This window comes from Eisenbergiella tayi, from assembly GCF_001881565.1.
Taxonomy (GTDB): domain Bacteria; phylum Bacillota; class Clostridia; order Lachnospirales; family Lachnospiraceae; genus Eisenbergiella; species Eisenbergiella tayi.
The window spans coordinates 88,387-109,534 of sequence record NZ_MPDJ01000009.1 but is presented as its reverse complement, the minus strand read 5'-3'; the positions used below and the strand labels follow the sequence as shown (position 1 = coordinate 109,534).

Genomic DNA, 21,148 nt, shown 5'->3' with positions numbered 1-21,148 from the left:
AAAGGGGAAAAATTATGATAGGATTGATTACAGGGGCCGGCCGCGGGCTGGGATATGAGCTGGCCAAAAAAGGGCTTGAACTGGGCTGTGAAATAATTGGAACCTGCAGGAAGATGAATGGCTCCCTGCAGGAGCTGAAAGCGGAATTTGGGGATAAGCTTCAGCTTTTGTTTATGGACGTAACACAGGAAGAGCAGGTAAAGAAAGCAGCCGAAGAGCTTTCGGCCGCAAAAGGGCAGATTGATTTCCTGATTCATTGCGCGGGGGTTTTATTCGAGAGCAAATATGATACAGGGGATCCTGTCAGTGAAATGGATATTTCCCTGTTCCGGAAAACCCTGGATGTGAACGTGACTGGAGAAGCCGTCGTCCTGAAATATTTTATTCCTTTTTTGTATGCTTCACAGACGCCCTGCATCATAAGCATTACCTCTGAGGCAGGAAACCTGAACGGAGGAGGCTATCATTATCTGGCTTATTCGGTTTCTAAATATGCACAGAATATGCTCACGCAGAAAGTGAAGAATTATCTGGAAGAAATACGTCCGGAAAACCATTTCAGAATATATATGATTCATCCGGGCAGGATGGATACGCTGATGGGGGCGGAAAATGCCCAGATAACGGCAGCAGAATCGGCCGAAGGAATTTATAGGATCCTGAGGGAAGGTACGGAACCCATGGCGGTCCCTTTTATGAATTATAAAGGGGAGCCAATGCCGTATTGAAAAGGTGATTGTGAAAAGAAGGGAGGAGGAATATAATGGACGTTATAAAAGTGGGAATCATTGGATGCGGGGTTATCAGCCAGACATATATCAGAGACATCAGGGAATTGTATCAGGAGAGCGGCGGAGTCAGACTGGAGCTTGCAGCCTGCGGTGACGTGGATATGGAGAAGGCTCAGGAATGTGCGGAAAAATACCATATTCCGGAATATGGCCTGCCGGAAGCTCTTCTTAAAAAGGAAGATCTTCAGATCCTCATTAACCTTACTCCTCCCAGATTCCATTTTGAACTGAACAAACAGATACTGGAAGCAGGGAAACATCTTTTCTGTGAAAAGCCCTTTGCCCTGACGACAGAGCAGGCTGCGGAATTGAAAGCGCTTGCTGAAAAAAAGAATCTGAAAATTGGAAGCGCCCCCGATACCTTTTTAGGAGCCGGCTTGTCCCGCAGCCGGTATCTACTGGATATGGGCGTGATTGGGAAGCCCCTGTATGTTACGGCGAATATGATGTCCTATGGTGTGGAAACCTGGCATCCGTCGCCTGCCCAGTTTTACAGGAGCAGCGCGGGACCGCTGTATGACATGGGACCTTATTATCTGACCGCGCTGGCGGTGATGCTGGGGCCGGTGGAAAGCATTCAGGCGGTGAGCGGTACCGGGTTCAGTGAGCGGATGGCTTACTGCGGCAGCTCTGAGGGGAAGGCTTTCCCGGTGGAAACACCCACCTATTATGCGGCGCTGCTGCGCATGAAAAACGGGGTGCTGGTAAATCTTACCGTGAGCTTCGATATCTGGAAGTCCGGTCTTCCGTTTATGGAAATCTACGGGCAGGAGGGGACTCTCTGTGTGCCCGACCCTAATATGTCTGAGGGAATGCCCGTATGGAACCGAAAAGAAGATATCCTGAATAAAGTATTGCCGCCCGAACACACAATGCCCTCTGTCAGCATGCCGACAGAAGAAATGCTGAAGGAATACTATCCTTCAACAGACGAATATACAAGGGGATCCGGTGTGCTGGATCTGGCATATGCCATTGTATCCCGGGAAGAAAATCGCGCAGGTGCAAAGCTGGCAGTCCATGTGACGGAAGCCATCAACGGTATTATGCAGGCGGCCCGCAGCGGGGAAATTTATCATATGCGTACGGAGTGCAGCCGTCCTGCACCATTAAAGAAGGGCTTACAGCCGGGGAAAATAGCGTAAAAACGGCCCGGCAAATAAATAAAGGCCAAAATGAAAGGAGAAAATATGAGCGGAGTTGTTGGAACAAACCTGGTAGCGCAGGTGGGATTTATTGTTAAGGATATTTATGAAACAAAGAAGAAATGGGCAGAGTTTCTCGGTGTGGAGGAGCCGTCTGCTGTGGAAGCGGGAGATTATGCGGTGACACAGACGGAGTATAAGGGAAAGCCTGCTCCCGGGGCGCAGAGCCTTCTGGCCTTTTTTGATGTGGGACCGGGCCTGCAGCTGGAACTGATTCAGCCCAATGAGGAACCCTCCACCTGGAGAGAATTCCTGGACGAGCACGGAGAGGGCGTACATCATCTCGCTTTTAATGTGGCGGGAATGAATATGCAGCAGGCTGTTGACAACTGTAAGGAATTCGGAATGACTCTGGAGCAGAAAGGGGAATACGGAAGCGGGGACGGAAGATATGCCTATCTGTCTGCGACGAAGGATTTGAAGGTGCTGATTGAACTGCTGGAGAGCGATAAGAAATAAGGAGTAATTATGCGTATTGGATTATCTTCATCATTGGAACATGACGATCCCGGACAATGGGCGCGCAGGATGAAGGAGCTGGGCTGCGGCGCCGTGGTATTTCCTGTGGATTATACGGCTTCTGAGGAACTGGTTAACGCTTATGTACAGGCGGCCGGTGAGGAAGGCCTTGTCATTGCCGAGGTTGGTGCCTGGTGTAATCCTCTTGCTGCGGATGAGCAGGAGCGGCAGGCTGCAATGGAGCGCTGTGTCGGCCAGCTGAAGCTTGCGGACAGAATCGGCGCTGCATGCTGCGTGAACATAACGGGAAGCTGCGGAAGCCGGTGGGACGGGGCTTATCCGGGCAATTTCACGCAGGAACACTGGAAGAAAACCGTGCGTTCCATTCAGGAAATTATTGACAGGGCCGAACCGGAGAATACCTTCTATACGGTGGAACCCATGCCCTGGATGGCTCCGGCCAATCCGGAAGAGTATGCCGCCCTGTTAGCCGAGGTGGACAGAAAACATTTCGGCGTACATATGGATTTGGCCAATTGGATCACCAGTCCCGAAAAATACTTCGGGAACGAAGCGTTTATGGAAACCTGTTTTGACAGGCTGGGCAGTTATATAAAGAGCTGCCATATTAAGGATGTATGCCTTCAGGAGGAATTTACCTTCCAGCTGAAAGAGGTGGCCTGCGGAGAAGGAATCCTGAACCTGGAAAAATATGCCCGTCTGGCGGAAAAAGTGAATCCTGAGATGCCTATGATTATAGAGCATCTGCATTCGGATTCAGAGTATCTGCAGAGTGTGGCTTATTTAAAAGAAAGAATGGAAAAAGCAGGGCTGCAGGTTATTAATTAGCCATATTTCTCTGATGGATGAGAATAGCACAAAGACTGCGGTAAGAAAAGCGATCCGGTAAAAATCATATTTACCGGACGCTTTTTTTATGTATAATGGAAGAGTATGAAAAGAACAGGAGGGAACCATGGGGAAATATTATCTGGATATGGAAGAATATAAGAGGCTGGCGAGACAGGCGGCAGCGGAGGGCTGTGTATTGCTGAAGAATGAAAACAATACGCTGCCGTTAAGAGAAGGAGAAAACGTGTCGGTATTCGGAAGAATACAGTTTACATATTATAAAAGCGGCACCGGTTCGGGCGGTCTGGTGAATACCCGTTATGTGACCGGAATTCTGGATGCGCTCCGTGTTGAAGGATCCATTCGGGTAAATGAAGAACTGGCCGGTGTATACGAAGCGTGGTGTACGGAACATCCTTTTGACAAAGGGAAGGGATGGGGGCAGGAACCCTGGTCCCAGGAGGAAATGCCTCTGGACGATAAAACAGCGGCACGTGCGGCACAGGTGAGTGATGCCGCGCTGGTGATTATCGGACGTACGGCGGGAGAGGATCAGGATACAAAGGCGGAACCGGGCAGTTATCTGCTTACGGAAAAGGAAGAAGCCATGATCCGGACAGTCAGCCGACATTTTGCAAGGACGGCAGTCCTGCTGAATGTGGGGAACATTATCGATATGAAATGGGTGGAGGACTGTGCGCCTTCCGCGGTCCTTTATGTATGGCAGGGCGGTATGGAAGGCGGGAACGGCGCGGTTGATGTGCTTACCGGAAGAGTCAGTCCCTGCGGAAAGCTGAGCGATACCATTGCGGCTTCCATAGAGGACTATCCTTCAACAGCCGGCTTCGGCGATCCATATGAAAATATATATGCGGAAGATATTTACGTGGGTTACCGTTACTTTGAAACAGCAGCCAGGGATAAGGTACTCTATCCTTTCGGTTTTGGCCTGTCCTATACGGAATTTGCGGTAACAACGGAAGGTTTCCGGGAAGAAGGAGAGGATATTCTGCTGCAGGTCCGTGTGAAAAATACAGGAGACTTGGCAGGAAAGGAAGTCGTGCAGGTTTATGCGAATCCTCCGCAGGGGCGGCTGGGAAAACCTCTCCGCAGTCTGGCGGCCTTCCGGAAAACGGAAGTGCTTCAGCCGGACGGGGAAGAGATTCTTTCCTTCCGTATTTCTAAAAAAGAGCTGGCTTCCTATGATGACAGCGGTGTTACCGGACATAAATCCTGCTATGTGCTGGAGGAAGGATGCTATGGTTTCTATGTGGGAACGGATGTGCGGAGCGCTTCTTTTGCAGGAGCCTTTGTTCAGGAGACACTTACCGTGACCGAACGCCTGGAGGGAGCGCTGGCTCCTGTTACTCCTTTTTGCAGGATGAAGCCTGTGGGAGAGGGAGACTCCTTCTGTATGCAGAAGGAAGCAGCGCCCTTAAGAAATGTGGATTTGGCGCAGCGGATTCTGGAAAACAGGCCTGCATCACCTGTCTGCACCGGTGACAGGGGCATCCTTCTCGGAGATGTCTATGACGGAAGAGCCGATATGGAGGATTTTCTCGCCCAGCTGACGGATGAGGATCTGGCCTGTATCGTTCGGGGAGAAGGGATGTGTTCCCCGAAGGTGACGCCCGGAACGGCAGGCGCATTCGGCGGTGTCACGGAACGTCTGCAGCATTTCGGCATCCCGGCTGGCTGCTGTGCGGACGGCCCTTCCGGTATCCGTATGGACTGCGGCACACATGCCTTCAGCCTGCCTAACGGCACCTCCCTCGCCTGTACCTTTCATGAGGAGCTGGTGGAGAAGCTGTTTGAGAAGGAAGGCCTGGAGTTGAGACGCAACCGGGTGGATCTGCTCCTGGGACCCGGTATGAATATCCACAGAAATCCTCTGAACGGAAGGAATTTCGAATATTTCAGCGAGGATCCCTATCTTACCGGCAAAATGGCGGCAGCCCAGCTGAAGGGGATGGGAAAAGCGGGAACCAGCGGAACGATTAAGCATTTTGCGGGAAATAACCAGGAATATTCGAGGAACCTGGCAAATGCGGTCATTTCGGAGAGGGCGCTGCGTGAAATATACCTGAAGGGCTTTGAGATCGCAGTGAAGGAAGGAAAAGCTCTTTCTGTTATGAGTACCTACGGGCCGGTGAACGGTCTGTGGACTGCCGGAAGTTATGATCTGCTCACCACAATCCTTCGGAAGGAATGGGGCTTTGACGGTCTGGTTATGACGGACTGGTGGGCGAAGATGAATGAGGAAGGAGAGGAAGGGGACACACGGAATACAGCGGCGATGGTCAGGGCACAGAATGACCTGTATATGGTAGTTTCCGATGCGCAGGCCAATACCGGAGAGGACAACACGATGGAAGGGCTGGCGGACGGCAGGATTACCAGGGGGGAGCTGCTTCGCAGCGCCCGGAACATCTGCAGGGTATTGATGCGTCTGCCGGTGATGGACCGTTTCCTGGATCGCATATCGGAAGAGGAATTGAGAGAGCAGCGGGAAGGGGCCGGGGAAGATGCCCAATTTCTGGATCTGGTATATCAGGAAGTCGGCCGGGATACGGCACTGGACATTTCTTCTCTCTCCACGGAAAAAGGAGCATCTGCTGTATTAGGGGTGAAGCTGCTGCATAAGGGTGTTTATGCGATGCAGGTTACTGCCAGATGCAGTGCGGGAGAACTGGCTCAGGTTCCCATGTCTGTTTTTATGAACCATGGAGTCGTGATTACCTTTACCATGAATGGGACGGATGGTGAATGGGTAACGCGCAGTGCGGATTTGGGAGAATTCAGGTTCCCTCATCAATATATGAAGTTCTATTTCGGACAGTCAGGCCTTGAATTAGGAGAGATCCGAATGATACTTAAGGAAGAATTCTGACCGGGATATGGGCAGAAGCTAACGGCTCAGGGGTTTGAAATATTACGGCGGAAGAAGCGGAAAGAGGAAACAGGTTATGATTCGGGCAGTGATTTTTGATATGGACGGGGTGCTGGTAGACAGTGAAATGCTCTATCTGAACCTGCGGTATCAGTTTGCAAAAGGAAAAAATCCGGAGGTGACCCTGGAGGAACTATACCCAACCGTGGGGCGTTCCTCCGAGGGAAGCTGGGGGATTGTGGCGAAAGCCGTGGACAATGGAATGACATGGCAGGAGCTTCTGGCGGAATACAAAGAGAAAGTGGTTGTCACCTATCCGTCTATGGATTTTACGGAAGTCTTCCGGAAGGAGGCGCCGGATGTCCTTCGGAAGCTGCAGGAAAAGGGCCTTCGGCTGGCCCTGGCTTCTTCCAACGGTTTGGCTATTGTGGAAAAAATTCTCAGAGATAATGGGATAAGGGATTTTTTTGAAGTAGTGGTCAGCGGAGAAAGCTTTCGGAAAAGCAAGCCGGATCCGGAAATTTATATCCATACGGCTGCGGTGCTTGGAATCGATACGAAGGATTGCCTGGTGGCGGAGGATTCCACCGCCGGAATAACTGCCGCCCATCTGGCGGGAATGCAGGTGGCAGCCGTGATTGACGACCGTTTTGGCTTCGATCGTTCCCTGGCAGATTTTGAAGTGGAAAAAATAACGGATATCCCGGATATTCCAATCCTGTACGGGAAGGAAGTATCCTCTGCAAAAGCCTAGCTGATGATTTCCAGACCCATTTCATACAGCAGTTCATTCAGATTTACGATGGTAAGATTTTGGTACAGGGCATGTATAATGGCGCAGTCTCTTTCCGTCCGTGGATAGAGAGGAGGATATCCGGTCTGCTTCAGCAGCGTCTGGGTTTCCTCCAGCGTGAGTCCCATACCCAGGCAGAGTGCCAGCAGTTTATCGCGGGATGGCGTCTTGATTCCAGAAAAAATCTGGTAGGCATAGGTCCTGTCCAGGCCGGAGGCCTCAATACATTTGCTTTTATTGATGTTTTTTTCCTCCAGCAATTTTTCCAGGGCAGCGGAAACGGTCGTTTCCACTCTTTCTTCTTTGGTGATTTCCATATATGTATCGAAAGCTTGTGTCTTTTTCATCAGGTCAAATAATTCCTGTGTTGATTTTTTCATTGATCAATTCCCAATCCTTCTTTATAGTTATAGATGCAAATACATTGTAGCCGGTGCCAAAACCGGAGTCAAGTAATTAAGAATCCGTTACAAAGGAAAATGCAGAAAGGAACAAGCAATATGGATAATGCAGCACATATGTCTGAAGAAATCCGTTCTGAATATATGAAGGAAAATTATGAGGATATACTCGAACTGGCGTCGGGGGAGGAAGACAGGACGGTGCTGGCCAGACGGGTGTCGGACGGCAGACTTGTGATTAAGAAGATTATGCCCCGGGCACAGGGGATAATATATGAGAAGTTGAAGAATAAGCCCCATCCCAATGTGGTGCCGGTATGGGATGTGATAACCATGAAGGATCAATGTGTGGTTATTACGGAATACATCAGCGGAATCACGCTTCAGGAACTGCTGAATCAGAGGGGGATGTTCCCTGAGCAGGAAGCGGTTCCCATTATTCTGCAGCTGCTCAAAGGACTGGAGTTTATCCATAGCCTGGGCATGGTACATCGGGATATCCATCCGGGGAATGTGCTGATATCCTCCGATAAAGTGGTTAAGATTCTGGATATGGGCATAGCACGCAATGTGAAAAGGAATCAGACTGCGGATACAACGATCCTGGGAACCGTTGGCTTTGCGGCGCCGGAACAGTTCGGTTTTGCGCAGACGGATCCCAGAACGGACATTTACAGTATCGGTGTGCTGCTGAATGTGATGATTACAGGAAAAATCCCTACAGTGGTCATTCCCGGCGGACGGACAGGAGGAATCATCCGTAAATGTATTCAGATTGATCCCAATGACCGGTATCAGAACGTCCATGAATTAACCCAGGCCCTGATGCCGGGGAAGATGAATGGTACGGAGCCTGAGAAAGCGCCGGAGGAGGAAAAGGATCCGGGTAAGAAAGCCATTATTCCGGGGTTCCGTACAGGAAAGATCTGGAAAAAAGCGATTGCAATAGCGGTGTATATTTTTATGACCCTGTTTACGGCGGTGCTTTTGGGCAATGGCGCTGAGAAAGCAGGGGTGTCGGGATTTTTGCTGGAAGGTCTTTCCTGCCTTATGATGATGTGGATCCCTTTACTGGTTATCACAAACTTTTGCGAGTGGGACAGGAAAATTTTCCCCTTTTCCAGGTGGAATAAAGATGTGGTGCTGGTGATAAGGATTATTTTAACAGTAGCCCTGGCTTATGCGGGGATGGGCCTGGAAACTTCGCTGCCTGGATAACAGAGGCGGAGACGGGCTGTTGTATGCTGCGGGCATACCAAAAAGAAGAAGAATTCCTATATCTTTGATGTAGGGATTCTTCTTCTTTTTTTCAGAAGGGCAGGAAAGACATGGGAGATAAATGGAGAGCTTCTATTTTTTATGGAGTTCATATCGGAACGGCATTGCTGTTGGGGCTGCTGGTTTATGTATTCTGCGGAAGAGACATCCGCATACTGAAGCTGGCGGAGCAGTGGCTTCCTCTGGAATACCTGCCGGAAGCAGGAAACGGAATAATACAAAGCTTCGCCAGGAATCACTTATGTGATATGGCCTGGGCTTATGCATTGGTATTTTCTGTGTGCCTGATATGGAGAGAGGAGGGAAGCCTGGGAAGGATAACCGCCGGGTGTATGGTGTTTGCCGGATTGTCGGAATTCCTGCAGCTGGCAGGTATTCTTACCAGAACCTTTGATATATGGGACATAGTATTGGAATGGCTGGCCATGATACCGGCAGCCTTTTTGATAAAAAGACACAAAGAAAAACGAGGAGGACAATATGAAAAGGAAAACAATAAAAGGGATAGCGGTTACGGCGGTACTGGCAGTATTTCTTATGATGGCGGCAGGAAGCGGAAATTCGGATTCCGGTTCTCAAAAGACAATAGCTGAGGATTCGGACAGTAAGGCTGTGGAAGCGGCTTCTGAGGAAAACAAAGAGGAAACAGCGGAAAAAAGCGGCCTCCCGACCATCGAGGAACAGGTGCTCATTGATCAGGATGGTGTGAAAATTACAGCCATGGGGTTGGAAGAAGATACGATTTTCGGAACCGGGCTGAAATTGCTGATAGAGAACAGTACGGATAAGGATCTGGGAATCGGATGCGATGCCCTGATTGTGAATAATTACATGATATCCGATTTATTTTCCGCTCAGGTTGCGGCCGGGAAAAGCTCTAACGAAACCATGAACCTGTCCGCTTCCGCCCTGAAAGCGGCGGGAATCGATAATATCGGCCAGATTGAAATTTATTTTAAAAGTTATGACAGCAGCAGCTATGAAACAATAACTAAATTTGATAAAGTGGTCATTCAGACTTCGGATTTTCCCAATATGGATACCAGCCCCGCAGACGAAGGCAAGGAACTGGTAAATCAGGATGGCCTACGTATCGTGGGCAAATATGTGGATGAGGACAGCTTCTGGGGAGCAGGCATTCTTTTGTATCTGGAGAATAATACCGGAAAAACAATCAGCGTTACCTGCAGTGATGTATCGATTAATGGGTTTATGATTAATCCCATCTTCGCTTCAACCCTGTATGACGGGAAGATGGCTGTGGATGAACTAACCATTTTCTCCAGTGATTTGGAAGAGAATAATATTACCAGTGTGGATGAAGTGGAATTGAAGTTTTCCGTAATGGACAACGATACTTACCAGAGTTTGTTTAAGACGGATTCCATAAGCTTTACTACCAAATAAAAAATAGGCATAGGACAGGCGGTACTTGGGTTTAGGACAGAGTACCGCCTGTTTGCTGCGTCCTGCACAGACTGCTTTGAGTGAGAAAACGGACGGCATGCCATAGATGGCGGGAGCTGTAACCTCTTAAACGGAAGGATTATGAGAAAAGACAAGAAAAAAGATAGGACTTGTGGAATACGAAAAAACAAAATATAATTAGCAGAAGGAATGAATATATTTGGTCTGTTCAATTACTGCAGGAATTAAGATAAAGAAGGAAAGAAGGGACGCGGCGGAGTGGAAAAGTGCATGCATGAAATCATCAGTCCCAATGATGCCATGGATTTTAAGCTGGATTTCTCTGTTGACAGCGGCAGCGTGGTCAATAAGCATTACCATGACTGGCTGGAAATTGTATATCTGCTGAAGGGTACGCTGGAGGTGGAAGAGAATAATGAACGGCGTCTTCTGAAGGAAAATGATTTTGTGGTGCTGGACCCGATGTGCATCCATTCCACCAGGTGCAGGGAAGGAAATACGGCTATCTTACTCCAGATACCAATGGCATGGCTGGAAAAATTCATGCCGGACATCCATTGCCTTATGTTCCGGGTAGAAGAAGAAAAGGTATATGAAATAGGAGATCCGCAGATTTATGAAGCGTACGGCAGGCTTCGCGACGGGATAAAAGAATTGGGCGTCGTATATCTGCAGGCGGAGGAAGGATATATTTTTCAGTGCTACAGCCTTATCTTTTCACTTATGCATCTTCTCGTACGCTATTTTTCCCGGAAGATATCCAGGCAGGATCGAATGAAGTCGGAAAAGAACCTGGAACGGATACGCAGAATTATGGAATATATCCGAAGCCATTACCGGGAAGAACTGCCTCTTAGCCGCATAGCCGGTGAAATCGGGCTGAATCCCGCTTATTTTTCCCGGTTTTTCAGGGAGCAGATGGGGATCCCCTATCTGGAATATGTGAACAGGATCCGCCTGGAACATATTTATACGGATCTGCTGTATACGGATTTGCCTGTCGGCGAGCTGCAGGAAAGACATGGATTTTATAATTATAAGCTGTTTATGCGTATGTTCCGGCAGGTTTACGGCTGTACGCCCGGTAAGGTACGCGGCGGAAAGAAGAGTTAGAGACAACGGGTGCGGAAGCTTCGGAACCATGTAAATTTAATATTTTGGGAGGAAAGTATAATGTGGTGTCATTTTTTGTATAACAACAATAGAATCAGATAAGTAAGGACAACTGAATATTCTTATGTGCCTGTAATCTACAGGCTTTGTTGTTATGCAAAAGGAGAAAAGAATGAATATCAATAATAATATACTGAAGGCTTATTTGAAAAACTGTTTTTTTATAAATGGCACTGCATATGCAGGAAAATCAACCATGTGCAGGATGCTTGCGGAAAAGTATCACCTGTTTTTATGCGGTGAAAATTACGGATTGGACAGACTGCTGCAGATCATCACACCGGAGGAACAGCCTAATTTGAGTTATTTCAATACGATGAAGGACTGGCAGGAATTTGTCAATAGAACTCAGGATGAATATCTGGCCTGGATTAGAGGCAACGGCTATGAAGCGGCGGACTTTGAAATCGCGGAATTGATACGTCTGTCCGGCGATAGAAAAACGATAGTCGATACGAATATACCTTTGGATATCCTCAGGCAGATAGCTGATTATCATCAGGTTGCGGTCATGCTCTCCCCTCAGTCGATGTCAGTCGACAGGTTTTTTGACAGGGAAGATGAAGAGAAGCAGTTCCTGTTATCTCAGATCAGGCAGTCCCCGGATCCGGAGAAAACCATGCAGAACTTTCGGGCATGTATAGCCGCAGTGAACAGCAGAGAAATATATGAGGAATGGCTTAACAGCGGCTTTTTTACAATTATCAGAGAGGATGAACAGACGGATACCCGTTTGGAAACAATGGAAGTTCTGGCTGCGCATTTCGGATTGATACATGAATGAAAAAAGCTGGAAAGCGTTGCTGCTTATGCGTATGTTCCGGAAAGTAGAAATTGACAGGTTATTCCGTAAAAAAAACACCTATTTCCCCCTCCTGAAAAAGATTAAAATAAAGATACAAGCTGTTCATTATCGGGAAAGGGGAAGGAATATATGAACGAAGTGATTCACATTGTCAGTAAGGAAAAGGACTATTGGAAAAAGGAAGAAGTGGAAAGGGACCGGATGTATGAGGACACCCTGGAGCTGACCGGAGAAAAGCGCCAGGAAATTCTTGGCTTCGGGGGCTGTTTTAATGAACTGGGCTGGGATGCCCTTCAGAAAACGAAGGATGAAGTAAGGGAAGGTTTTTTGAAAGAGCTATACGGAGCCGAAGGCTGTGCCTTCAATATGGGACGTGTCCCCATCGGGGCCAATGACTTCAGCCTGGAATGGTACAGCTGTGATGATACGGACGGCGATTATGAGCTGAAGGATTTTAACGTGGAGCGGGATAAGAAATACACGGTGCCTTTTATCCGTGCGGCGCAGAAATACTGCCCGGATTTGACTTTGTTTGCCTCCCCATGGAGCCCTCCGGCGTGGATGAAAACAAAGAAGGTATACAATTTTGGAAGAATACGCATGGAAGAGCCGGTGCTGGATGCCTATGCCCGGTATTTCGTGAAATTCGTGGAAGCTTATAAAGAACTGGGTATCCCGGTAACCATGGTGCATGTGCAGAACGAGCCCATGGCGGATCAGAAATTCCCTTCCTGTCTCTGGCATGGCAGTGATATGCGTGATTTTATCAAAGGCTATCTGGGGCCTGCTTTTGAAAAAAGCGGCCTGGACACCCAGATCTGGCTTGGGACGATCAATGGGCCTTTTTCAGATTTCCGCTCGGGCTTTGGTGCTCCCTATGAAGAGTTTTATGATCAGTTTGCCAATACCATACTAAGCGACAAAGACGCCCGGAAATATTTGACCGGCGTGGGAGTGCAGTGGGGCGGAAAGCACCAGCTGGAGCAGATTGAAGCCAGCTTCCCGGAAATGCATATCATGCAGACGGAGAGCGAATGCGGAGACGGCAGGAATGAATGGGAGCAGGCGGAATATATTTATTTCCTCATGTGGTACTTTTTCCGTCATGGTGCGGAGAGGTATACTTATTGGAATATGGCACTTTCAGAAGGCGGTGTTTCCAGCTGGGGATGGTCTCAGAATTCTCTGGCAACGATAAAGGAAGAAACAGGGGAACTGATACTGCAGCCGGAATTTTACCTGATGAAGCATTTTTCCCATTTTATTAAACCAGGGGCAAGGCTGCTGGATACAAAAGGACACTGGACTTCAAATGCCATGGTATTTGAGAACCCTGACGGACAGCTGGTGATAACGGTGATGAACAGCATGCATCACGACCGTGCCTTCAGCTTCTGCCATAAGGAGCGGAGTTTTTCCGCAGTCATAGGGGCCCATTCCCTTCATACCTTTGTGGTATAATTCCGGGCGGGCGTAGGTATGTCATGGTTTCCCTGCTCCCCGCTGAGGTAAACACAGGAAACGAAGTGTCTGGCAATAGGCGACAGGGTATGCCCCTTCAAATAACAAAGATCTATGTGGGTTTCAATCTCCGGATGGATGGGGATTATCCTAATATCTGAGTTCCTGGCATAGTAAGAAGCCTGTTTCTGCATCAGAAGGGCGGTTCCCATATTTTTGGAAACCAGATCAATGATATTTTCGATCCGATGGCTGGTATAAGAAACATTCGGCGTAAAGCCGGCCTCTTCACAGGCGCTGATACAGAGTGAATAAAGAAGAGTTCCTTCATTCAAAAGAAGGAGCTTTTCTTTTTTTAGTACGGAGAGAAGAAGCTGTTTTTCCTCTCCGAAGCGAGAATCACTGCTGCATACGGCGGCGAGGCGGTCCGCAGCGAAAGGAATATGAACAAAATCCGGTTCCGTTTCCTGCCCTTCCCGGATAAATGCCAGCTCACACTGGCCGTTTCGCAGCATCTGCTTCAGAACAGTTGATTCTTCTTCCAGCACATTTACATGAAAAGAGGAATTGCTCTGATGAAAAAGCAGGATGGTAACCGTTATGCCATACTGGGCCATTACCGGAATGGAGCCTATGGTGAGAGTGGAGCTTTTTTTCTGACGGGAATGGTAAAGAGCGGTCTGGTATTCATATTGCAGACGGGATATCCGGCGGGCATAGGAAAGAAATACCTCCCCCTCTTCCGTAAGCTCAAGGCAGCGTGTGGTCCGCCTGAAAAGGAGGACGTCAAGCTCCTGTTCCAGCGCCTTTATATGCTTGGACAGGCTGGACTGCGAGAGGAAAAGAACCTCCGCAGCCCCGGAGAAGCTGCCGTTATCGGCAAGTACCACAAATTCCTTCAGATAGTCTATATTCATGAGAACTCCTATTTATTCTTATTTGGAATATATTATATCCTTTTTCGAATTGCCTGGCAATCCATGTTTTCTTTATAATATAAGAAACGAAACCTTCGCCCATGCCCCTGTCCTCTCCGGTCAAAACTTTCGGGGCTGCTGCCCTGTCCGGCTCCCCCTCCTTCCCTCTGCCGGCTATGCAGGAATCCTTAAAGGGGACGCTTTCGCTCGGATAAACACGCAACGGTACTAAGGCCGCAAAATACGCGGCCTAAGGACCGGCGAGTTTATACGCCCCTTACAGGAAACCCTGCATAGCCGGCAGAGGGAAGGAGGGGGAGCCGGACAGGGCAGCAGCCCCGAAAGTTTTGGCCGGAGGGGACAGGGGCATGGGCGAAGGTTGCGTAAGAAACAATAACCGTTCAGTCCCTACACTGTGCCGGAAAGAGAATTCCGGTGCAGCGGGCAGGCCGGACGGCGGCAAAGGACAGAAAGGGAAGAGAGGATAAGAAATGGAATACGATCTGGAATTTAATCCGGACAGGTACCGGGTGGAAACCGCAGAGGCGGAAGGAAAGAGGCTGGTATACAGGGCATATGAGGATTTGGTTTATGTGAAAAGACCGTCGGCCCCGGAATATCAGAAAATGAACATATATATTCCTGAAGCCTATTGGGAAGGAGGCTCCATCGGAGCATATGACAGAAATACGGCGCCTGTTTTCCTTGCAAACACGGTGGGCGGTTATATGCCGGGAAAACCGGAAAAACCGGGAAACAATCATTTGGGAAGGACAAACACGCTGTTCCGGGCATTGCTGCATGGTTATGTGGCCGTATCTGTGGGAGCGAGGGGCAGAGGGCTTACAGGTGAGGACGGCAGCTTTATCGGCTGTGCGCCGGCCTGTATTGTGGATTTGAAAGCCGCCGTGAGATATCTTAAATATAACCGGGATCGGATCTGCGGCAGCATGTCCCATATTATTTCCAATGGAACGAGCGCGGGAGGCGCGCTCTCTGCGCTGCTGGGAGTGACGGGGAACCATCCGGATTATGAAAGCTTCCTTGAAGAAGCCGGCGCTGCCTGTGCGGAGGATGATATTTTTGCGGCATCCTGCTATTGCCCTATTACAAACCTGGAGCATGGGGATATGGCCTATGAATGGGAATTTAACGGTTACGATAACTATCAGAGAATGCATGGGATCCGGGATGAGAAGACAGGGGAAAAAAAGATGGTTCCCCTGACGGGAATACAGTCGGCGGAACAAAGAAAAATGTCGGATGAGCTTAAGATTTTATTTCATGCATACGTTAACGGTTTACATTTGAAAGATGAAAAGGGAAACTGCTTAAAATTAGAAGAAGATGGAAATGGAAGCTTTAAAGAATATGTAAAAGCCCGGGTTATGGAATCCATACAGAAGGCGATGGAGGAAGGAACGGATTTTTCCGGTTTCCCATGGATTACTGTCCGGAAAGGGAAAGCTGTGGATGTGGATTTTGAACAGTATGTGGCGTACCGCACAAGGATGAAGACTACGCCGGCCTTTGATGAAGTAGCTTTGACGACACCGGAAAATGAACTGTTTGGGAATAAAACGACGGCATCCCGCCATTTTACAAGGTTCAGCCTGGAGCATAGCAAAGCGGGCGGAACCATGGCGGAGGAAGGGCAGATCCGCAGGATGAACCCGATGAATTACATCGGTGATAAAACATGTGATACCGCGCCTTATTTCCGCATCCGTCATGGAGCTTCCGACAGAGACACCTCTCTGGCAGTCTCCGCACTGCTGGCAGCGGCGCTCCGGGAACAGGGCATTCAGGTGGATTATCATCTTCCCTGGGGACTGCCTCATGCGGGAGATTATGACCTGCCGGAACTCTTTTCCTGGATTGACGGCATCTGCAGGGACTGAAAGGAGCGGCTATGGATAACAGAACGGAAATTTTGGATCTTCGGACAGCGCTGCAGGTACTGCGTGGGGAAGAAGGCCAGCTTATAGAAACAGATGTACCGGTGGATACCATGGCGGAATTGTCCGGTGTTTACCGGTATGTGGGAGCAGGCGGAACGGTGAAGCGGCCGACAGGGGTAAACGGCCCGGCTATGGTATTTCATAACCTGAAGGGCTTCCCGGAGGCGTCGGCGGTGATTGGAATCCTGGGGAGCAGGAAGAGAACAGGCCTTTTGCTGGGATGCCCGCCGGAGTCTCTGGGACAGTTATTGTGCGAGTGTGCACAGAACCCGATCCCTCCCGTGGTATCACGGGAAAAAGCATCCTGTCAGGAAGTGGTGCATTACGCTTATGAGGAAGGCTTTGACCTGCGCAGACTGCTTCCCGCACCGACCAACACACCTGTGGATGCCGGCCCTTATATCACTATGGGCATGTGCTATGCCAGCCACCCGGATACGGGGGTAAGCGATGTGACCATACACCGCATGTGCCTTCAGGGAAAAGAGGAGCTGTCCATTTTTTTCACTCCGGGCGCCAGACATATCGGGGCTATGGCGGAACGGGCCGAGGAGCTGGGGCAGTCCCTGCCGATATCCATCAGCATCGGCGTGGATCCGGCTATCTCCCTCACTTCCTGTTTTGAACCGCCTACCACCCCTCTGGGATTTAATGAACTGTCCATAGCAGGGGCGCTGCGCAGACAGCCGGTCAGGCTGTGTCCCTGCCTGACCATACAGGAAAATGCCATTGCCTATGCGGAATATGTCATCGAAGGGGAAATCCTTCCCGGAAGAAGAATCCGTGAAGATCAGGGCAGCAATACCGGTTATGCCATGCCGGAATTCCCGGGCTACACAGGACCGGCCAGCGAAGAATGCAGGCTGATCCGTGTCAGGGCGGTGACCCATCGCAGAAATCCGATTCTGCAGACCTGTATCGGCCCGGGGATGGAGCATGTGAATATGGCAGGAATCTGTACGGAGGCCAGTATTTATTCCATGATAGAAAGAGCCATGCCGGGGCGGCTGAGGAACGTATATGCCCACCCTTCAGGAGGCGGTAAATACATGGTGATTCTCCAGATTGCCAAGAAGCAGCCCAGCGATGAGGGCAGGCAGCGTCAGGCTGCGCTGCTGGCCTTCAGTGCGTTTTCCGAATTAAAGCATGTCGTTCTGGTGGACGAGGATGTGGATATTTTTGATACGGATGATGTACTGTGGGCGCTGAACACCCGGTATCAGGGGGATGTGGACACGATTTTTATTCCGGGCGTAAGGTGCCATCCCCTGGACCCCAGCCAGCGGCCTGATTACAGCCCCTCCATCCCGGACGTGGGGATTTCCTGTAAAACGATCTTTGACTGTACGGTTCCGTTCCGGATGAAGGAACGGTTCAGACGTGCGGAATTTATGGAGGTGGATCCGGAAAAATGGATAAAAAAAGGATAATCGTGGGAATCAGCGGGGCTTCCGGCATGCCCCTGGCGCTGGAACTGCTCCGGCAGCTGCAAGGGCGTCGGGAGCAGATAGAAACACATCTGCTCTATACGGACGGAGCCGTGCAGACCCTGCGCAGGGAGACCGGACAGAAACCTGAGCAGCTGGAAAAAATGGCGGATTATGTCCATGACAGCCATAATTTAGGTGCGGCCCCGGCCAGCGGAAGCTTCCGCACGGATGGAATGATTGTGGTTCCCTGCAGCATGAAAACCGTGGCGGGGATCGCGTCCGGCTACAGTGATAACCTGCTGCTGCGGGCAGCGGATGTGACGCTGAAGGAGCGCAGAAGGCTGGTTCTTGTGACGAGGGAATGCCCTCTGAGTTCTATCCACCTGCGGAATATGTACGAGCTCAGCCGGATGGGAGCGGTGATCCTGCCCCCGGTATTAAGCTTCTATAACCATCCGGATTCCCTGGACTGCTGTGTGAAGCATATCACGGGAAAAATTCTGGATTTGTTCGGAATGGAAGGAGAGGATTATCACAGATGGGAGGGAATGGATGAAGACTTTTGCATGTAACGGAGAATGGAGAGGCAGAAAAATAACTGCCTCTGTTCTTGTGCTGGACCAGGGGATCCGCGTGGATCTCTACGGAGGCGACCTTCCTCATATCGGCGCCGTCAGCGCTGTATCCTGCGATAAGAGGCTGGAGACCATTCTTTTTCCGGGACACAGGGAAGCCGTGCTCAGTGAGAGCTGGGCGGCTTCCCTGAACAGGCAGACCGGTATGCCTGTCGCGGTAACTGCGGGGATTCATTATGACGGGGTGACCAGGGAGGACATTGAGGAAATTGTAAAGGTTACGGAAGAAATGAGAAGACAGGTCATGGAGAAAATTTCACTGCTTTAAAAGGTAATGCTTAAGGTGTCAATAACTTTAGGTTGACTTTGCATGAAAAGCACTCTATACTGTTAAGTAACTTAACACAAGGAGGCCGACAGATGAACGAACCTATCGATATGGACCTGATTTGTAATGTATTTCTGCAGACTGTTAACCAATATGGGCAGTTGGAGAAGCATTTACATACGGCGGATCAGGAATTGTGTCTGTCTGAGATTCATACGGTTGCCGCAGTCGGGGCGCAGGAAGGAATAAACATAACGGCCCTTGCCAAAAAGCAGGGAATCTCTAAAAGTGCTGTTTCGCAGATGGTAAGCAAGCTGGTAAAAAAGGGATACATCATAAAGAAGCCCTCTCCGGAAACGGAGAATGAAGTCGTTCTGGAACTCACCCAAAAAGGAGAGGACGTCCGTGCCGAACATGAAAAACAGCATCAATGGCTACAGGAACAGCTGTCTGTTATTTTTGAAAAATACCCTCCTGATACCATGGATACTTTAGTGCGGCTTTTTGGGGATATGCAGCAGCTGTGGAAATCCTTATTATAGACGGCGCCGGCAAAGTCTGTTTTTTTACCCTGTCTGTTAAGTAACTTAACATTAAGAAAGGAAGGAATTTTACTATGGCATATGAATACGTTAATCCGATTAAGCAGTTCAACTTCCAGATAAACCGGGTATTGACATACGGGGATGCCGCCTGCAGCCGGCAGGAGGTGACGGAAAGCTTATCCTGTGTCCGTACGTTTGCGCAGTGGAATCAGGCATGGCTTACCCTTGCAGAAAAGGCGGAAAGAGAGAAGCGCTGGCTTCATGCCGCCTATTACTACCGTATGACAGAGTTTTTCATGAAAGCGGATAATCCGCAGAAAATGCAGACTTATCGAAAATGCATTGAATATTTTTATAAGGGCTTCGATTCGGAGCTTCATCTCTCATACAGGAAAGATGAGATTCCGTTTGAAGAGGGAATGCTGAACAGTATTGTAATACCTGCTTCCGATTCGAAAGGAACGGTTCTTGTCTGCGGCGGATATGATTCTTTTATGGAAGAGTTTGTTCTGCAGGTCGGCACATGGGCGGAAAGAGGATATACGGTAATTTTGTTTGAAGGCCCCGGACAGGGAATTTGCCTGCATCAGAACATGTATTTTCGATATGATTTCGAAAAACCGGTCTCGGCGGTAATAGATTTTTACGGCTTAAACCGGTGTGCCATGATCGGGATATCCTGGGGAGGGTATTTTGCACTCCGAAGTGCCGCCTTTGAAAAAAGGATTGCTGCGGCTGTGGCTTATGATGTGATGGATAACGGCTTTGAGGTAATGACCAATATTTTCCCGGCCCCGGTTTCTTCTTTGATCAGACTCGCTTATCGGAAGCAATGGGCCGGTATCATAAATGCCGTTACAGGCCTGCTCTGTAAAAAAAGTATTCTGGCCGACTGGGGCCTTTCACAGGGAACTTACATTACAGGGACAAAAACAGCCTATGAGTTTTATCAAAAGCTTGCCGAACATAATTTGGATGGAATAACCGGACATTATACACAGGATATCTTATTATTGGCAGGGGAAAAAGACCATTATATTCCCCTCAGTCAGTTCTGGCGGCTGAAAGAAAAGGTGCACAGTGATAAATCCGTAACGAGCCGTCTGTTTACGGAAGCAGAGGGTGGGGAACAGCATTGCCAGATCGGCAATCATATGTTGGCTATGAATACAATTCTGGATTGGCTGGATAATGTATTTGCAGATAAAAAATAATTTTTGCCGTTTGATGTGTCAGCACCAGGGCCGGAAACCGTAGCCGCAGCTGCCAATGAAAATGCAAAAGGTAAAAGAAACGATTGCTTCCGCCTTATTTCCGTAATATAATACGAGAAAGACAAAAGAATAATATGAAGAGGTGCCTGCCGGCCGAGCCGCGCAGGATAATAGGGAAAAGGGTGCAAAGCCCTTGCGGTCCCGCCGCTGTAACGGAGGAGTCGTATCAAATAAGCCACTGGGAAACCGGGAAGGCGTGGTACGATAATGATACCGGAGCCAGAAGACCTGCCCTTCATAAGGGGAGCATGCTGCGCATGTTCCCTGCATCGGTTACGAGCGATGACCGGGTGCGAAAAGCGGGCCTTCTCCGGGCGGAGAATACAGATCTGCATTTCATACCGGTTTTCGTATGCATTTATGCTGCGAAAAGCGGTATTTTTTTGACTGGAGGTAAACATTCCTTCCCTCTCTGTCCGTTGAGCCTGTGCCTGCATCCCTGTCCTGTTGGGCCCTTTGACTCCGCTGCCGGTTTCGGCCATGCAGAGGTCCTTAGAGGGGACGCTTTCGCTCGGATAAACACGCAGCGGTACTAAGGCTGCAAATGGAAGCAAAGCATTCCAAGGACGCAGCCTAAGGACC

The 21,148-nt window shown here is 49.3% G+C and carries 20 protein-coding genes and 1 riboswitch; of the genes, 18 read left to right on the top strand and 2 right to left on the bottom strand.

Going from position 1 to position 21,148, the window contains the following annotated elements; translation table 11 throughout:
- Positions 1-14 precede the first annotated feature (14 nt).
- The 6 genes from BLA28_RS26535 to BLA28_RS26510 all read left to right on the top strand — a co-directional run bounded on the left by BLA28_RS26535 (position 15) and on the right by BLA28_RS26510 (position 6,951).
- Positions 15-728 carry an SDR family NAD(P)-dependent oxidoreductase gene (locus BLA28_RS26535; protein ID WP_141702918.1) on the top strand — a complete coding sequence of 238 codons (714 nt, stop codon included), beginning with the start codon at positions 15-17 and terminating at the stop codon, positions 726-728.
- Between the two features lie 35 nt (positions 729-763).
- Positions 764-1,936 (top strand): Gfo/Idh/MocA family protein, encoded by a 1,173-nt coding sequence (locus BLA28_RS26530; protein WP_069157170.1) that lies wholly within the window; start codon positions 764-766, stop codon positions 1,934-1,936.
- A gap of 45 nt (positions 1,937-1,981) precedes the next feature.
- Complete coding sequence (locus BLA28_RS26525; protein WP_069157386.1) at positions 1,982-2,455, top strand: VOC family protein; 474 nt, start codon at positions 1,982-1,984, stop codon at positions 2,453-2,455.
- A gap of 9 nt (positions 2,456-2,464) precedes the next feature.
- Positions 2,465-3,304: a sugar phosphate isomerase/epimerase family protein gene (locus BLA28_RS26520; RefSeq protein WP_069157171.1), complete on the top strand. Its 840-nt coding sequence runs from the start codon at positions 2,465-2,467 to the stop codon at positions 3,302-3,304.
- A 127-nt stretch (positions 3,305-3,431) separates the two neighbouring features.
- The gene (locus BLA28_RS26515) at positions 3,432-6,197 is read left to right on the top strand and encodes a glycoside hydrolase family 3 protein (protein ID WP_069157172.1); all 2,766 of its coding nucleotides are present in this window, start codon (positions 3,432-3,434) and stop codon (positions 6,195-6,197) included.
- Between the two features lie 76 nt (positions 6,198-6,273).
- Entirely contained in the window at positions 6,274-6,951 is a 678-nt protein-coding gene (locus BLA28_RS26510; RefSeq protein ID WP_069157387.1) for an HAD family hydrolase, read from the top strand.
- Here BLA28_RS26510 and BLA28_RS26505 read toward each other — a convergent pair.
- Positions 6,948-7,370, bottom strand: a complete 423-nt coding sequence (locus BLA28_RS26505) for a helix-turn-helix transcriptional regulator (protein WP_009253303.1) — start codon at positions 7,368-7,370, stop codon at positions 6,948-6,950. The genes BLA28_RS26510 and BLA28_RS26505 overlap by 4 nt on opposite strands.
- 120 nt (positions 7,371-7,490) lie before the next feature.
- On the opposite strand from BLA28_RS26505, the gene BLA28_RS26500 reads away from it, so the two are divergent.
- From BLA28_RS26500 to BLA28_RS26475, 6 genes are all read left to right on the top strand, one after another.
- Positions 7,491-8,609: a serine/threonine protein kinase gene (locus tag BLA28_RS26500; protein WP_169897308.1), complete on the top strand. Its 1,119-nt coding sequence runs from the start codon at positions 7,491-7,493 to the stop codon at positions 8,607-8,609.
- Between the two features lie 110 nt (positions 8,610-8,719).
- Positions 8,720-9,262: a hypothetical protein gene (locus tag BLA28_RS26495; RefSeq protein WP_069157174.1), complete on the top strand. Its 543-nt coding sequence runs from the start codon at positions 8,720-8,722 to the stop codon at positions 9,260-9,262.
- Positions 9,150-10,076, top strand: coding sequence for a hypothetical protein (locus BLA28_RS26490; protein ID WP_069157175.1), 927 nt, complete (start codon positions 9,150-9,152; stop codon positions 10,074-10,076). The genes BLA28_RS26495 and BLA28_RS26490 overlap by 113 nt, the downstream gene beginning before the upstream one ends.
- 279 nt (positions 10,077-10,355) lie before the next feature.
- A complete protein-coding gene (locus tag BLA28_RS26485) occupies positions 10,356-11,210 on the top strand; it encodes an AraC family transcriptional regulator (protein WP_069157176.1) in 855 nt (284 codons plus the stop codon).
- Between the two features lie 172 nt (positions 11,211-11,382).
- Positions 11,383-12,054 (top strand): hypothetical protein, encoded by a 672-nt coding sequence (locus BLA28_RS26480; RefSeq protein ID WP_069157177.1) that lies wholly within the window; start codon positions 11,383-11,385, stop codon positions 12,052-12,054.
- Between the two features lie 150 nt (positions 12,055-12,204).
- Positions 12,205-13,536 carry a glycoside hydrolase family 30 protein gene (locus tag BLA28_RS26475; RefSeq protein ID WP_069157178.1) on the top strand — a complete coding sequence of 444 codons (1,332 nt, stop codon included), beginning with the start codon at positions 12,205-12,207 and terminating at the stop codon, positions 13,534-13,536.
- Here BLA28_RS26475 and BLA28_RS26470 read toward each other — a convergent pair.
- Positions 13,518-14,453 carry a LysR family transcriptional regulator gene (locus tag BLA28_RS26470; RefSeq protein ID WP_071699660.1) on the bottom strand — a complete coding sequence of 312 codons (936 nt, stop codon included), beginning with the start codon at positions 14,451-14,453 and terminating at the stop codon, positions 13,518-13,520. The two genes, BLA28_RS26475 and BLA28_RS26470, sit on opposite strands and share 19 nt — an antisense overlap.
- Positions 14,454-14,944: 491 nt before the next feature.
- Between BLA28_RS26470 and BLA28_RS26465 the strand changes: the two genes are divergently transcribed.
- From BLA28_RS26465 to BLA28_RS26440, 6 genes are all read left to right on the top strand, one after another.
- Entirely contained in the window at positions 14,945-16,354 is a 1,410-nt protein-coding gene (locus BLA28_RS26465; RefSeq protein ID WP_069157180.1) for a subtype B tannase, read from the top strand.
- An 11-nt stretch (positions 16,355-16,365) separates the two neighbouring features.
- Positions 16,366-17,844, top strand: coding sequence for a UbiD family decarboxylase (locus BLA28_RS26460; RefSeq protein WP_069157181.1), 1,479 nt, complete (start codon positions 16,366-16,368; stop codon positions 17,842-17,844).
- The gene (locus BLA28_RS26455) at positions 17,826-18,416 is read left to right on the top strand and encodes a UbiX family flavin prenyltransferase (protein ID WP_069157182.1); all 591 of its coding nucleotides are present in this window, start codon (positions 17,826-17,828) and stop codon (positions 18,414-18,416) included. The genes BLA28_RS26460 and BLA28_RS26455 overlap by 19 nt, the downstream gene beginning before the upstream one ends.
- Positions 18,397-18,747 (top strand): prenylated flavin chaperone LpdD, encoded by a 351-nt coding sequence (lpdD, locus tag BLA28_RS26450; protein ID WP_069157183.1) that lies wholly within the window; start codon positions 18,397-18,399, stop codon positions 18,745-18,747. Before BLA28_RS26455 ends, lpdD begins: the two co-directional genes overlap by 20 nt.
- Before the next feature lie 92 nt (positions 18,748-18,839).
- Positions 18,840-19,289 (top strand): MarR family winged helix-turn-helix transcriptional regulator, encoded by a 450-nt coding sequence (locus BLA28_RS26445; protein ID WP_069153066.1) that lies wholly within the window; start codon positions 18,840-18,842, stop codon positions 19,287-19,289.
- A gap of 74 nt (positions 19,290-19,363) precedes the next feature.
- Positions 19,364-20,506 (top strand): alpha/beta hydrolase family protein, encoded by a 1,143-nt coding sequence (locus tag BLA28_RS26440; protein WP_069157184.1) that lies wholly within the window; start codon positions 19,364-19,366, stop codon positions 20,504-20,506.
- Positions 20,507-20,628: 122 nt separating this feature from the next.
- A riboswitch (cobalamin riboswitch) is annotated at positions 20,629-20,816 on the top strand.
- Positions 20,817-21,148 lie beyond the last annotated feature (332 nt).

What these genes read in the sequence shown, in the direction of transcription:
- BLA28_RS26445 (WP_069153066.1), top strand. Translation starts at nt 18,840, where the DNA reads ATGAACGAACCTATCGATATGGACCTGATTTGTAATGTATTTCTGCAG.
- BLA28_RS26470 (WP_071699660.1), bottom strand. Translation starts at nt 14,453, where the DNA reads ATGAATATAGACTATCTGAAGGAATTTGTGGTACTTGCCGATAACGGC.
- BLA28_RS26465 (WP_069157180.1), top strand. Translation starts at nt 14,945, where the DNA reads ATGGAATACGATCTGGAATTTAATCCGGACAGGTACCGGGTGGAAACC.
- lpdD (WP_069157183.1), top strand. Translation starts at nt 18,397, where the DNA reads ATGAAGACTTTTGCATGTAACGGAGAATGGAGAGGCAGAAAAATAACT.
- BLA28_RS26500 (WP_169897308.1), top strand. Translation starts at nt 7,491, where the DNA reads ATGGATAATGCAGCACATATGTCTGAAGAAATCCGTTCTGAATATATG.
- BLA28_RS26480 (WP_069157177.1), top strand. Translation starts at nt 11,383, where the DNA reads ATGAATATCAATAATAATATACTGAAGGCTTATTTGAAAAACTGTTTT.
- BLA28_RS26455 (WP_069157182.1), top strand. Translation starts at nt 17,826, where the DNA reads ATGGATAAAAAAAGGATAATCGTGGGAATCAGCGGGGCTTCCGGCATG.
- BLA28_RS26525 (WP_069157386.1), top strand. Translation starts at nt 1,982, where the DNA reads ATGAGCGGAGTTGTTGGAACAAACCTGGTAGCGCAGGTGGGATTTATT.
- BLA28_RS26520 (WP_069157171.1), top strand. Translation starts at nt 2,465, where the DNA reads ATGCGTATTGGATTATCTTCATCATTGGAACATGACGATCCCGGACAA.
- BLA28_RS26510 (WP_069157387.1), top strand. Translation starts at nt 6,274, where the DNA reads ATGATTCGGGCAGTGATTTTTGATATGGACGGGGTGCTGGTAGACAGT.
- BLA28_RS26505 (WP_009253303.1), bottom strand. Translation starts at nt 7,370, where the DNA reads ATGAAAAAATCAACACAGGAATTATTTGACCTGATGAAAAAGACACAA.
- BLA28_RS26530 (WP_069157170.1), top strand. Translation starts at nt 764, where the DNA reads ATGGACGTTATAAAAGTGGGAATCATTGGATGCGGGGTTATCAGCCAG.
- BLA28_RS26515 (WP_069157172.1), top strand. Translation starts at nt 3,432, where the DNA reads ATGGGGAAATATTATCTGGATATGGAAGAATATAAGAGGCTGGCGAGA.
- BLA28_RS26475 (WP_069157178.1), top strand. Translation starts at nt 12,205, where the DNA reads ATGAACGAAGTGATTCACATTGTCAGTAAGGAAAAGGACTATTGGAAA.
- BLA28_RS26460 (WP_069157181.1), top strand. Translation starts at nt 16,366, where the DNA reads ATGGATAACAGAACGGAAATTTTGGATCTTCGGACAGCGCTGCAGGTA.
- BLA28_RS26440 (WP_069157184.1), top strand. Translation starts at nt 19,364, where the DNA reads ATGGCATATGAATACGTTAATCCGATTAAGCAGTTCAACTTCCAGATA.
- BLA28_RS26490 (WP_069157175.1), top strand. Translation starts at nt 9,150, where the DNA reads ATGAAAAGGAAAACAATAAAAGGGATAGCGGTTACGGCGGTACTGGCA.
- BLA28_RS26495 (WP_069157174.1), top strand. Translation starts at nt 8,720, where the DNA reads ATGGGAGATAAATGGAGAGCTTCTATTTTTTATGGAGTTCATATCGGA.
- BLA28_RS26535 (WP_141702918.1), top strand. Translation starts at nt 15, where the DNA reads ATGATAGGATTGATTACAGGGGCCGGCCGCGGGCTGGGATATGAGCTG.